General features: G+C 63.5%; 14 protein-coding genes. 6 read left to right on the plus strand and 8 right to left on the minus strand.

Features of this window, described 5'->3' with window-relative positions:
* The first annotated feature begins 74 nt into the window (after positions 1 to 74).
* A complete protein-coding gene (locus C477_RS08010; RefSeq protein ID WP_008893963.1) occupies positions 75 to 641 on the plus strand; it encodes a metal-dependent hydrolase in 567 nt (188 codons plus the stop codon).
* Positions 642 to 785: 144 nt separating this feature from the next.
* Here C477_RS08010 and C477_RS08015 read toward each other — a convergent pair whose 3' ends face one another.
* Complete coding sequence (locus tag C477_RS08015; protein ID WP_008893964.1) at positions 786 to 1,451, minus strand: AIM24 family protein; 666 nt, start codon at positions 1,449 to 1,451, stop codon at positions 786 to 788.
* 480 nt (positions 1,452 to 1,931) lie between these two features.
* Between C477_RS08015 and C477_RS08020 the strand changes: the two genes are divergently transcribed.
* Entirely contained in the window at positions 1,932 to 3,053 is a 1,122-nt protein-coding gene (locus C477_RS08020) for a hypothetical protein (protein ID WP_239641853.1), read from the plus strand.
* Between the two features lie 227 nt (positions 3,054 to 3,280).
* Here C477_RS08020 and C477_RS08025 read toward each other — a convergent pair whose 3' ends face one another.
* Positions 3,281 to 3,502, minus strand: a complete 222-nt coding sequence (locus C477_RS08025) for a hypothetical protein (protein WP_008893966.1) — start codon at positions 3,500 to 3,502, stop codon at positions 3,281 to 3,283.
* Positions 3,503 to 3,755: 253 nt separating this feature from the next.
* Between C477_RS08025 and C477_RS08030 the strand changes: the two genes are divergently transcribed.
* Entirely contained in the window at positions 3,756 to 4,463 is a 708-nt protein-coding gene (locus tag C477_RS08030; protein WP_008893967.1) for a glycosyltransferase, read from the plus strand.
* Positions 4,464 to 4,517: 54 nt separating this feature from the next.
* Here the strand turns inward: C477_RS08030 and gvpA are convergent, their stop codons facing one another.
* Positions 4,518 to 4,805 carry a gas vesicle protein GvpA gene (gvpA, locus tag C477_RS08035; RefSeq protein WP_008893968.1) on the minus strand — a complete coding sequence of 96 codons (288 nt, stop codon included), beginning with the start codon at positions 4,803 to 4,805 and terminating at the stop codon, positions 4,518 to 4,520.
* Between the two features lie 205 nt (positions 4,806 to 5,010).
* On the opposite strand from gvpA, the gene C477_RS08040 reads away from it, so the two are divergent.
* Complete coding sequence (locus tag C477_RS08040; RefSeq protein WP_008893969.1) at positions 5,011 to 5,403, plus strand: pyridoxamine 5'-phosphate oxidase family protein; 393 nt, start codon at positions 5,011 to 5,013, stop codon at positions 5,401 to 5,403.
* A gap of 243 nt (positions 5,404 to 5,646) precedes the next feature.
* Here C477_RS08040 and C477_RS08045 read toward each other — a convergent pair whose 3' ends face one another.
* Positions 5,647 to 6,810, minus strand: coding sequence for an NAD(P)/FAD-dependent oxidoreductase (locus C477_RS08045; protein ID WP_008893970.1), 1,164 nt, complete (start codon positions 6,808 to 6,810; stop codon positions 5,647 to 5,649).
* Positions 6,811 to 6,959: 149 nt separating this feature from the next.
* On the opposite strand from C477_RS08045, the gene C477_RS08050 reads away from it, so the two are divergent.
* Together C477_RS08050 and C477_RS08055 are read left to right on the plus strand one after the other, a co-directional pair.
* On the plus strand, positions 6,960 to 7,853 hold the full coding sequence (locus C477_RS08050; protein WP_008893971.1) for an MBL fold metallo-hydrolase: 894 nt from the start codon (positions 6,960 to 6,962) through the stop codon (positions 7,851 to 7,853).
* Positions 7,854 to 8,134: 281 nt separating this feature from the next.
* Positions 8,135 to 8,389 carry a hypothetical protein gene (locus C477_RS08055; protein WP_239641854.1) on the plus strand — a complete coding sequence of 85 codons (255 nt, stop codon included), beginning with the start codon at positions 8,135 to 8,137 and terminating at the stop codon, positions 8,387 to 8,389.
* Between the two features lie 195 nt (positions 8,390 to 8,584).
* Here C477_RS08055 and C477_RS08060 read toward each other — a convergent pair whose 3' ends face one another.
* The 4 genes from C477_RS08060 to C477_RS08075 all read right to left on the minus strand — a co-directional run.
* Positions 8,585 to 9,658, minus strand: a complete 1,074-nt coding sequence (locus tag C477_RS08060; protein ID WP_049914424.1) for a deoxyhypusine synthase — start codon at positions 9,656 to 9,658, stop codon at positions 8,585 to 8,587.
* Between the two features lie 116 nt (positions 9,659 to 9,774).
* Positions 9,775 to 10,062: a hypothetical protein gene (locus tag C477_RS08065; protein WP_008893974.1), complete on the minus strand. Its 288-nt coding sequence runs from the start codon at positions 10,060 to 10,062 to the stop codon at positions 9,775 to 9,777.
* 140 nt (positions 10,063 to 10,202) lie between these two features.
* Positions 10,203 to 10,970 (minus strand): Nif3-like dinuclear metal center hexameric protein, encoded by a 768-nt coding sequence (locus C477_RS08070; protein ID WP_008893975.1) that lies wholly within the window; start codon positions 10,968 to 10,970, stop codon positions 10,203 to 10,205.
* Between the two features lie 103 nt (positions 10,971 to 11,073).
* Positions 11,074 to 11,681: cytochrome c oxidase subunit 3 (locus C477_RS08075; RefSeq protein WP_008893976.1), on the minus strand; the 608-nt coding region annotated here is incomplete at its 5' end.

Here is an 11,681-nt window from a genome sequence, read left to right on the forward strand (position 1 = left end):
ACTTTAATCGCCTGCGCCTATTTCCATCGTGTGGAAAGCGAGTTCAATTCGATTGTGGTGGTGAGGCCGTCGTGATGCCGTGGGGCCACGCCGCCTTCGGCTACCTCCTGTACTCACTCGGTCACCGACTCGTGACGCGCGAGTCGCCGAACGGTCCGCTCGTCGTCCTGGCGCTCCTGTTCGGCACGCAGCTTCCGGATCTCGTCGACAAGACGCTCTCGTGGGGACTCCACCTCTTTCCGCAGGGGTATTCGGTCGCACACTCCGTACTCGTCGCCGTCCCGGTCGGGTTGCTCGTCCTCGGGGCGACCGCGTCCGGACGCCGCGATATCGGCATCGCGTTCACCGTGGGCTACTGGTCGCACCTCCTCGGCGACGCGATTCTGGCGGTTCCGAAACGCGGCGTGTCGCCGAGCGATCGGCTCCTCTGGCCCGTCGTTACGCTTCCGCCGTACCAGTCCGAGGTGACGCTGATCGGACGAGTTAACCGTGTCATCAGCGCGTTTTTCGGCGAGGTGCTCACCACCGAGCAGCTCGTCTTCCTCGCGCTCTACTCGATCCCGTATCTGCTGGTGTTCGCGCTCTGGCTGGTCGACGGCGCGCCCGGCGTCGCGCACTTCCTGCGCGCGGACGACAGCTAGCGCCTCCACTCGACTCGAAGGAGGCGACGCGCACCGATCATTTTGCGGCGATAGACTAGACCGATAGCAAACGACCTCAGAAAGAGGGACGAGCATCGAATTGTGGGCAACGTCCCGAATCCACCACGGGAGCCAGAACGCCCGTTATCCCTGTGGTTGGCGCTCCTCGTAGGGCTGGACGACGACGAACCCCTCCGACCCGGTGAACTCGAGCTGGTAGGTCTCCTCTGACGACTGGCCGATCATGTTCGAGAGCGCGTTATCCGTGTGGCTTCCGGGGGTCGTTCCACTCCAGGCGACGGTCGCCGCGGGATCCGTCCGCACCGGCGGCCGCAACACCAGCGGTTCGCCGTGGGTCGTGATCGCGACGCTACCCGGGCCCGTCAACGAGACGTTGGTCAGCCCGCCCGCCGAGAACCCGGCGATGCTATTCATCGTCCGGATTTCGTAGTCGATGCTCGATTCGAACGCGAGAACGTCGTTCCCGTTGACCGAGATCTCCTCGTCTGCGTCGAGTTCGAGCAATTGGATCTTCTTCTCCTGATCCGCGAGGTACAGGTGGCCGCGCCCGGACGCCTCCATCACCGGCGTCCCTTCGCCCGTCGTCTTCTCCTTGAGAAAGCCCGTGATCCCGCCTTCCGCGGAGGACTTGCCCTGGAACGAGATATCGCCGTCGTAGGCGATCATCGAACCGGCCTTCGCGATCACTGTGCCGTCGAGATCGACGTCCAGCAGTTTGCCGTTTTCGAGTTGAAACGTCTCGCCGCCCGCTTTCGGTTCGTTCGTGGTAACGAATTCGTCGACGTTCATGGGTCTCCGAGCCGATACCGGCTCTGTGAAAGTACTGACACGGCACGCAGAAATAGTTATCTGTCCAATAGTTCCGTTCTCGAGAGCGGCTCGATAGTCGGCTCGTTCGTCGACGACAGTGACTCCAGATCGAAACGGGGTAGCGCGATCAGCCGTTCTGACCGACTTGAGCGGGTCATCGCCTTTGGGGACACGGAACCCGGTGATCTCGGGACTCGAACAGGAACGGTGTCCGTGGTGTCCGTATACCACTGAATCAGCTTAGAACGGAGTCGAACTGCGGGAGCTGTGATCGTAGCGACTCGACGAGTATGAGTTCCACGATATCGTCTCTCAAATATAGATATTAATAACTAGAACGGTCATTAGATACTAGACATGAGTGCTTTGAGGCTGAATATCTATCTGTTTGCGAATGATCTTCCCGTCCAACCGATTCGGTCGTGTATCCGAATCATCCAAGACAGTAGCTTCTCGGCAGTGTCAGAGACAGACCGCAATCAGGAGTTCGTCTTCGGCACAAAGAAACAGAGTGGGTCTGGATACGGTGACTGGGAGACGGCAGCCGAATTACAGACACTCGTCGAACGAATCCAGTCTACCGGCACTGGACGGATCAAGTTCTGGAGTCCCGAGGAGTACGAGTTCCATCTCTACGTCCGGCTTTGTGGGAGTGATACGCGAGTTTCACCACCCGTTTGGATCTGGGGTCCACACGCTCGTATGTTCAGCACTGACGAATTTGCTCGAGAGAGGGTCGAACATCGCACCGAGATGCTTGTTGATCTGTTTGTCCGTCTTGTTACCCTGTTCGAGCCCTGGTATGCGTTTACCCACGCATACGATGAACAGCCTTCGGGAATCGTTCCCGACGACAGCCCGCCTGAAAGCGGTATCGAACGGCTCCCCTGGCTATCATTTTTCGGAAGTGAGTGGTACGATCGCTTCGGAGGACGCGATCGCCTCTTGGCGGCTCCCGCTTGGAAGGTCCACTCGATGGATACCGGCATCCTTATTCGAGAACACGATTTTCCTACTGCGAATTACGCCGACATCGATAGGGGCTCGCCACTCTCCACGTACGAATATCTCTTCGAGCAGCGGTCACTATCCGAACTCCGGGCAGAACGACAACGGAAAAAGAACACCGTTCGAGATCCGTTTCTGGAACTCGAACCGGGTGACCGAGGGTGCGATATCGTCGCCTGCAAAACGCACATCTCGCCCGATACCACCGAGGACGACTACAGGGAGATTACGGATCGTTTCGACACGAACGACCGTTGTTACGTGTTGTGGGTCCAGCGGGACGAACACGATCGCCTTCGAGAAGTCGATACTGGTCTGTTCGTTCGCCGCCTCGTAGATGCAACCGGGACACCGATCGGAGATCGGCCAGAACACGTCCCTCCGGAGCGTGAGCTTATATCACTCTCCGTCCGCAACGAACTGGATTCGTGGCCAGTCGAGTTCTTCGAAATGGAAACGGAAGATGAGCCCAGTACTGCTGGAAGAGTGTTCGGATTACATCGCGTTCCGGCGGACGGGTTCTGGCGACACGGTGATGAGTGCCCTCGTGAACTACTCGAGAAGACCGAGTAGCTCGAGTTATACCGAGTGATAGGGATCACTCTCTTCACATACACAGCACTACTGGATAGTTCTCTGCCGCTCAGGAACCTTGTAAGCAGATGGCCTCGGCACTCATAGGGCTCGTCACGACCGGGTGCCGAGTCCGGCTCGGAGCGAGTGAATCGTCATCGGCCATTCGAGGCTACCACCGCGGCTCCCAAGACGGTTTGGATCGGGCCGAGAAACGCGGGCGCAGTCTACGACCCGCTCGCCGAATCGCCCGTCGCCGCGAAGGCGGTGTTGAACTCGTCCATCAGGTTCTGGAGCTGGGCCGTGTTCCGGTGGGAGAACGTTTGCGGCGAGCGCTCGACGGCCGTCCGCGAGTCGGCTCTTTCGCTCGAGGCCGGTCGGGTTTGCGTGTCGATGTGGTTGGGCTGCGGTTCTGGCTCGGATCGGGTCTGCAGGCGTTGTGTGCTCATGTCGGTCGGGTGTAGTGAGGTCGTCGAACGGTACGGGACTCGTCGAAGGAGAGGCGAGTTTACGCTGCTACGTGTACGACCGACATCTGTACTCACCCGTAGCGCCTCCGGGATAATAAAAGTTCATGATAGATGATGGATTTGGTAGTGAGTGTCTACCGTGATTGCCGCTCCGTCTCGAACCCGTACTACGCCATCGGTGCAATCGAGCGCCGAGACGTTATGCCGGTCGGTGAGAGAGAATCAGATCTCGATGGACGAGGGTGACACGACCCGGGTGAACCGCGGCGACGGATCCGACGGCCGGCCGGACGTGAGCTTCGTGATTCCGGCGCGCAACGAGGCCGACTACCTCCGCGGCGCGCTCGCGAGCATCGCCGGGCTCGACACGGCGTACGCGATCGAGGTGATCGTGGTCGACGGCGACTCGAGCGACGCGACGCCGGCGATCGCCCGCGAGTACGGCGCGACCGTCCTCGACGAGGGCGGCAGGAGCATCGCGGCGGCTCGCAACCTCGGCGCGGCCCGCGCCGACGGCGAGTGGCTGGCGTTCGTCGACGCCGACACGGAACTGCGGGCCGACTACCTCACCGAACTGCTCGGCTACCTCGAGGCGAACGGGCTGGCGGCCGGCAGCTCCTACTGTCGGATCACCGGGCCGCGCCGGGCGACGCTGATGGCGGCGACGATCAATTACGTCTTCTCGCGACTCGAGCGGCCCATCCTCCCGGGGTTCAACTGCGTCGTCCACCGGCGGGCGTTCGACGACGTCGGCGGCTTTCCGGAGGTCCCCAACGAGGACACGGCGTTCAGCCGGCTGCTCGGCCGCCGGTATCCGACGGGCTACTGTCCCGCGGTCTTGGTCGAGAGTTCGGGTCGTCGGATCGCCGACTGCGGGCTGACGGGGACGCTCTGGCACTACGCCCGACTCGACGTCGGACGACTCCGAGCCGACTACTGAACGGCCGCCGACGGACGGGCAGGGTCCGCGACGATCTCCCGCTGAGATGGCGTGTTACTGAGCCGCCGACTCGGGCGACGATTCCGCTCGCGGCTCGATCTCGAGTTCCTCGAGGTCCTCCATATTGCCCTCCGCCGTCGCCTGCTCGATTTTGGCGATCTCCTCCGCGTAGTGCAGGAAGGTGTCGACGCTCGCGACGACGACGCGGGCCTCGACCGTCAGGAGTTCGATCCCGACGACCGAGACGCGCGCCCAGACGTCGATGACGACGCCCTTGTCGAGGATGCGATCCAGTACCTCTGCGAGACTCGAGGAGTCGGGTCGTCGTTGTGGTGAAGCCATTGTCCCTCACTCTCACACTCGGACTGGCGACCAATTCATTACTCGGACTGCATCGGCAAGCCGACGGTCGGCACCGCAGCGAAACGCGCCGCTCACCGGTGGAAACGACCGATAAACCGCATTCCGCGTTCCGTGGCGACCGCGCCGTTGTGTCCCGGCACCGTCATGGCGCCCGCTTTTCTCTCTTCCCGTCGGCGACACAACCGTGTCGACCGTCCCCGAGGAAGCCGAACGGTTGCTCGAGAGCGAACCGGTGATGGCCCATCTGGGCACCTGCGTCGAGGAACGACCGCACGTCGCTCCGGTCTGGTACCGGTACGTCCCCGAGATGGAGATCGTCGAGATCGTCACGACGGGGCGTAAGCTGGCGAACATCCGGGAGAACCCGCGTGTCTCGCTGTCGATTCAGAAAGACGAGGCCGGCCAGACCCACTGGATGGTGTCGCTGCTCGGCACCGCCACGGTCGTCGACGACTGCGCGGAGACGGCCGCGGCGCGACACCGGATCAACGAGAAGTACGACGCGGAGCCCGCGGCCTACGCCGAGAACACGCTCGTCCGAATCGAGGTGGGATCGGCGCGCTATCGGACGTATTGAGGGCGTGGCGATGCGAACGACGACTCGGTAGCGGCGTCTCACAGCGGCTGGACTGGGTACCCGGCGCGCGCTGGCGACCAGCCGAGCGATAGCGAGGCCGGTCGCAACTTCGTGCGAGGGATGAGCGAGCGACCAGAGGGAGTGAGCGAATCGGCTGGGGAGGGCGTGGCGATTCCCCGTTGCCACGATAGCGGGACGCTCGCCGAATAGACGTCTGCTCGAGCCCCGGTCCCGAACGAGAAGTCACTCCCGACCGGGCGACGGCCCGCGCAGCCCCGGATGCGTCTCGAGATCTCGAACGCGTCGCATCTGGGCGCGCAGATCCGCCGCGCTGCCCGGCACCGCGTCCGCGAGCCGTTCCTCAACCTCTCGGTCGCTGCCGCCGTCTCCCTCGAGGGCCTCGAGTTCGTCCACGGACTTCGGAAACGGCCGGAGGTCCTTGTGGATCGCCAGCCCCGCGTAGGCGCCGTCGCCGACGGCGATTGTGGTCTGGTTCTGGCCGTGGGTGACGTCGCCGACGGCGTAGACGCCGTCGACGCTGGCCTCCCGGTTCTCGTCGACCGCGATGGCGCCGTCCTCGCGCAGGTCGCAGCCGAGGTCCGCGGCCAGATCGGCGTTGTACGTGGAGCCGTACATCGCGAAGCCGCCCAGATAGTCCCGTTCGGTCCCGTCGGCGAACTCGAGGCCGCCAAGCCACGGCGGCTCGTCGTCGGCCACTGTCTCGTCGCCGTAGGCGGAGACGACGGCCGTGTCGATCACGTCGACCGGGTGGGCTCGGAGCTGCGCGTCGGTCTCTTCGTCCCACTCGGGCTCGCGGTCGTCGAGCAAGAGGTCGACGTCGGCAGTGAAGTTGAGCATCGTCATCGCGACGCGGGCCGCGTGCTCTCCGTGCCCGAGGACGAACACGGAACCGTCGCCCAGCGAGTAGGCGTCGCAGTGCAGACAGTAGTGCAACCCTCGACCCGTGAAACGCTCGAGTTCCGGGACATCCGGACTCCGATCCCGGAAGCCGGTCGCGAAGACGACCCGCCGGGCGTCGACGGTCGCGTGGGAGGACTCGAGCCGAAAACGCGGTCCGCCGGCGTCAGCGACAGCGACGTCCGTGCTGTCGGCGCCGTTGTCACCGCCGTCGTCGGAATCCAACCGGGCGACGGACTCGACCGCGTCCGGAAAGAAGTCGCCGCCGTAGTGCTCGAGCTGGTCGACGGCGTGGGTCGCCAGCTGCTCGCCGGAGACGTTCTCGGAGACGCCCAGCAGGTTATGGACGTGGGAGACCGCCGCGTGGCGGCCGCCCTCCTTCTCGAAGACGGCCGTGCGGTGGCCCAGTCGCGTGGTGTAGATCGCCGTCGTCAAGCCGGCGGGACCGCCGCCGATCACGACGACTTCGTACTCGAGTGGCTCGGTCATACGCGTCGGAGGTCGCCCAGCGGGTTGAGGCTGGGCCGTGAATATGCGGCCGGGGACGCCGAATCGACCGCCGCGACTCGTATCACGCGCCGTGTCAGTCCCGCGCGTTCCGAAAGGGGTTGAAACGAGTCGGCGGTGGAGGGCCGTCCATGAGTCTCGACCACGCCGTCGACCTCGAGTTGCCGACCGCGGAGACAGACGACGACGCCGACCTCGAGCACGGGTCGATTTTCTTCGTCGGGACCGCGACCGTCATCGTCGAGTACGCCGGCTTCACGATCCTCACGGATCCCAACTTCCTCCACAGCGGCGATCACGTCCATCTCGGCTACGGGATCAAATCGCGACGGCGGACCGACCCCGCCCTCGAGATCGAGGACCTCCCGCCGATCGACTTCGTCCTGCTCTCTCACTACCACGGCGATCACTTCGACCGCGTCGCCGAGGCGAAACTCGATTCCGACCTCCCGATCGTCACGACCCCGCACGCGGCCGTCGAACTCGCCGAGAAGGGGTTTCTCGAGACGTATCCGCTCGAGACGTGGGACGAGTTCCGGATCCGCAGGGGCGAGGCCGAACTGACGATCACCGCGATGCCCGGCCGCCACGGCCCGCCGGTCGTCTCGAAGGGGCTGCCGCCGGTGATGGGGAGTATGCTCGAGTTCCGGCCCGCCGACGCGGCGGCGAGCCCGGACGATCCGCCGCTGATGCGGCTCTACGTCTCGGGTGATACCCTGGTCTACGACGCCCTCGAGGAGATTCCCGAGTGCTACCCCGACATCGATCTTGCCTTGCTCCATCTGGGCGGGACGCGCATTCTGGGCGTGCTCCTGACGATGGACGCCGCCCAGGGCGTCGAGGCGGTCGATCTGATCGACGCCGACACCGCGATTCCGATCCACTACAACGACTACGAGGTGTTCCGGTCGCCGCTCTCGAACTTCAAGCAGGCGGTCAGGAAAGCGGGACTCGAGGACCGGGTGGAGTATCTCGAGCATGGGGAAACCTACTCGTTCCAGTCGCCCTCGAATCGAGAGAACTAGGTGATCTCCGGAATGTGGACTACACAGACGTGATTCTCTCGCACAGTCTTCCCAGCAGAGTAACGAGAAAGTGTCTGTCGTCTGCTCGGGAGTGGATTATCGTCATTGTGTGACAGAAATAACTCGAGTGTATTATCAGTCAAAACTGGATTATATAATGTCTATTGATACGAATATACTTTCAAATATCATATATGGAATAAACGCACGACAAAAGGCTTGACAAATAGCTCTTCTCTTGGCCATTACACTTTTACAAGTAGCCTGTTTTGGACATCCGTATGGCACGAATACGTCGCGTCGATGACCAGAGAGATATGGAGAAAGTCATAGACGATTTCATAACGCAGGGATACAAGATCAAAAACCAGGGTGAACGAAGCACCCTGATGAAGAAGAAGTCGTGGGGAAGCGGCGGGATGCACGTCGTCGTCGCCGTTCTCACGCTTTGGTGGACGCTCGGTCTCGGTAACGCTGCGTACGCCATCTACAAGTATATGACTGCGGAAGAAGTCCAGATCAAGATCGACGAGTAACCGATTACGTCAGCGGGCGTTCTTCCGATCTCTCGGAGAAACGCTGCGAACTCCACCTGAATACGCAGCAAATCGACTTCTAAACTGCCTCTTCGACTGCTAGTTGTAACGCCGAAATGGTATCCAGCCGGTGACGTGCCTGCGTTGCGTGTGCACGGTCGATAAATCCTCGCTCGCTTCTCGAGCGCTGTCCGACTAGTTCTCGAGTCGCTCGAGAGCGGCGGCCACCACCAGCGGGAAGGTGATTGTCGCGTCGGCGTAGACGGAGACGTTGTCGGCGTCCTTCTCGAGTTTGCCCCACGAACGGGCCTCGTCTAAGGTGGCCCCGGAGAGGCCGCCGGTCTGCTTGGGGTCCATGGTCAACTGGACGGCGTAGTCGTAGGCGTCGGGAGAGACGAGCATCGTCTGGAGGGTGAAGTTCTTCGGGACGCCGCCGCCGACGACGAACGCACCGGCCTCGTCGGCGTGGAAGGCGATGTCGGTCAGCGGCGTCATGTCGGCCAGCGCGTCCAGCGTGAACGCGCCCGTCTGGGAGTACATCCAGGCCTGGAGCCCGAGCACGGAGTCCTGGACCGCGGGACAGTAGATCGGCACGTCGTTCTCGTAGGCCGCGGCGGCGATCCCGGGGCCCTCGTCGACGTCGTCGCGGTCGTTGACCTCGAGGTTCGCTCGTCCCAACTCCTCGGTGAGCCGCTGGATCGAGACCGCTCCCTCTTCTTCGCACTCGGCCTCGAGGACCGGGAAGACCTCTTCGCGGAGGTGGCTCTCGAAGTCGGCGAAGAACTCCTGGGGGAGATAGACGTTGTAGATGCGGTCGACGCCCTCGTCGCGCAGCGTCTCGTCGTGTTCGCGCTCGGTCTTCCCCTCGGCGTGGACCTCGCCGTGGTGGTGTTTCCCGCCGATTGCCTCGATGGCGTCGTGGGTGAGGTTCGCGCCGGTCGTCACGAGGACGTCGATGTGGCCCTCGCGGATGAGGTCGGCGACGATGCGTCGCATCCCCGTGGGGACCATCGCGCCCGCGAGACCGAAGAAGACGGTCACGTCGTCGTCGAACATCGACTCGGTCACGTCGACGGCCCCGTGGAGGTCCGCCGCGCCGACGCCGGCGTTCCCGTACTGATCGGCCAGTTCGCCGACGGTCATTCCTGCCCGGACCTCGGCATGGCCGACCGGATCGTGCGAGAACGTCTCCCGCTCGGGCTCGTGGTGGCCCTCTCCGTCCGCCTCGCTGTCGCCGTCGTCGCTCCCGGATTCGTGCTCGTCGCTCATGTCCTCGCATCCGCGAGCCAGCGGTTTGAACGCCGCGGTTCGGTTCGATCCGCTCACCCTCCGTCACTCACGTGGTGGGTACTGTTGCAACGCATCTGCCGGACGACCCGGCTCGATCATTGCGATACCAGCGAACTCAGCGCTGGTGCGATCAGTGCGACAAGTATCGCGATCGCCGTTACCCGCAGGACGATCGCGGATCGCCGTCGGTTCTTCGGCAGCAGTTCTGCAATACCTGACAGACCCATCGCAGCACCCATGACCAGCAACAGGAGCGAACCGCTGTCGTACAGGAGTTCGAAGTACGCATAGAGCCCGAAGAACGCGAGCGAACTCCCGAGGGATATCCGCGCAGCGTCCCACCCGCTCGGTTCGGAAAAGAACCCACTAATATGAATGCTCATATGTCCGAATACTACCCGCTAGAGGAAAAAACCTGACTCCGCGGACCGCGTTCGCCGCTGCCAAGTCGCAGCACGGATCGTCGACTCACGAATCGATTCCGACGAGTTCGAAACGACCGATCGCCGGCCAGTGTTGGCCGTTAGAGCCCGGTCGGAACCTCGAGGGACGTCGTCTCGAGACCCCAGTCTTCGACCAGGTCCTGCAGCGAGCGTACGCCGAAGGTCTCCGTCGCGTAGTGGCCCGCGAGGAAGACGTGAATCCCCGCTTCCTGGGCCTCGTGGTAGGCCTTCTGCTTCCCTTCGCCCGTTACCAGCGCGTCGGCGCCGGCGTCGACGGCCTCGTCGAGCCAGTCGACGCCGCTACCGGTGACGATCGCTACATCCTCGATCTCGTCGGGGCCAAAGGCGAGGTGCTGGACGGATTGGCCGTCGGTCTCGAGTTCGCGCTCGAGTCGACCCTGTAGCGCTTCGGGCGCGTACGGCTCGGCCGCCGTCCCGCGCTGACCGATGTACTCGGGGCCGAGTTCGCCGAACGGCGTTCGGTCCTCGAGGTCGAGCACGTCGGCGACGCCGGCGGCGTTGCCCAGTTCCTGGTGGCCGTCCAGCGGGAGGTGGGCGACGTACAGCGCGAGGTCGTTCTCGATCAGGGGGGCGATCCGGTCGTAGGTCCGTCCCGTCACGCGGTCGAAGCCGCCCCACGAGAGCCCGTGGTGGACGACCAGCAGGTCCGCGTCGGCCTCGATCGCGCGGTCGAACGTCTCGCGGACGCCGTCGACGGCGAACGCGACGCGCTCGATCTCGGCCTCGTCCGGTCCGATCTGCAGGCCGTTCGCGCTGGCGTCGAGGTCGGCATAGTCGGCGATTCGCAGCTCCTCGTCGAGTCGGTCGACGACCGTCGAGAGGTTCATGATCGGCCGTTCGGCACCGGTCGCCTTGTATCCGGCTGGTTCCCGGCCGTCGACTCGTACTCAGTGACGAGTACGACAGAAATGAGACCGCAGGAAACGGGCGCTACATCAGGTAGAACAGCGGGAAGAGGATCACCCAGACGATGTCGACGAAGTGCCAGTAGAGCCCGAAGAACTCCACCGGTCGGTGATCGCTCAGGTAGGCGTCGACCGTGACGATCCGGTAGAGCATGAACGCGGCGATCAGCATCCCGAGGATCACGTGGAGCGCGTGCAGCCCGGTCGTGACGAAGTACGTCGAGTAGTGGATGTCGGTGAACCAGTAGATGCCGTGGGCGAACTCCTGGGTCCACTCCCAGCCCTTGACCCCGAGGAACGTCAGCCCGAGCACCAGCGTCGCGCCCATCATGCCGAGCAGCCCCCGCTTGTTCCCGCGCTCGGCGAAGACGAGCGCCAGGATCACGGTGAAACTCGAGGTCAAGAGGACGTACGTGTTGAAGAGGCCGACCGTCGCCGACGGCGGGACGGTGCCCCAGGACCCCCAGCCGGCGTGGAGTCGCGCGAAGACGTAGCTCCCGATGGCGGCGCCGAAGACGACGACGTCGGAGGCCAGGAAGAACCAGACGCCGAGTTTCGTGGTGCCGACGCCCTCGAACGGCCAGCGGCTGGCGATCGCCATCTCCGGCGCGTTGAACTCCTCGCGGCCGTACT

This window comes from Haloterrigena salina JCM 13891, from assembly GCF_000337495.1.
In the GTDB taxonomy this organism is placed as follows: Archaea; Halobacteriota; Halobacteria; order Halobacteriales; family Natrialbaceae; genus Haloterrigena; species Haloterrigena salina.

Bases quoted from the DNA above. Each gene is read 5' to 3' on its own strand.
- C477_RS08055 (WP_239641854.1), top strand. From the start codon at position 8,135: ATGGCACGAATACGTCGCGTCGATGACCAGAGAGATATGGAGAAAGTC.
- C477_RS08050 (WP_008893971.1), top strand. From the start codon at position 6,960: ATGAGTCTCGACCACGCCGTCGACCTCGAGTTGCCGACCGCGGAGACA.
- C477_RS08025 (WP_008893966.1), bottom strand. From the start codon at position 3,502: ATGAGCACACAACGCCTGCAGACCCGATCCGAGCCAGAACCGCAGCCC.
- C477_RS08015 (WP_008893964.1), bottom strand. From the start codon at position 1,451: ATGAACGTCGACGAATTCGTTACCACGAACGAACCGAAAGCGGGCGGC.
- C477_RS08030 (WP_008893967.1), top strand. From the start codon at position 3,756: ATGGACGAGGGTGACACGACCCGGGTGAACCGCGGCGACGGATCCGAC.
- C477_RS08070 (WP_008893975.1), bottom strand. From the start codon at position 10,970: ATGAACCTCTCGACGGTCGTCGACCGACTCGACGAGGAGCTGCGAATC.
- C477_RS08065 (WP_008893974.1), bottom strand. From the start codon at position 10,062: ATGAGCATTCATATTAGTGGGTTCTTTTCCGAACCGAGCGGGTGGGAC.
- C477_RS08060 (WP_049914424.1), bottom strand. From the start codon at position 9,658: ATGAGCGACGAGCACGAATCCGGGAGCGACGACGGCGACAGCGAGGCG.
- C477_RS08010 (WP_008893963.1), top strand. From the start codon at position 75: ATGCCGTGGGGCCACGCCGCCTTCGGCTACCTCCTGTACTCACTCGGT.
- gvpA (WP_008893968.1), bottom strand. From the start codon at position 4,805: ATGGCTTCACCACAACGACGACCCGACTCCTCGAGTCTCGCAGAGGTA.
- C477_RS08045 (WP_008893970.1), bottom strand. From the start codon at position 6,810: ATGACCGAGCCACTCGAGTACGAAGTCGTCGTGATCGGCGGCGGTCCC.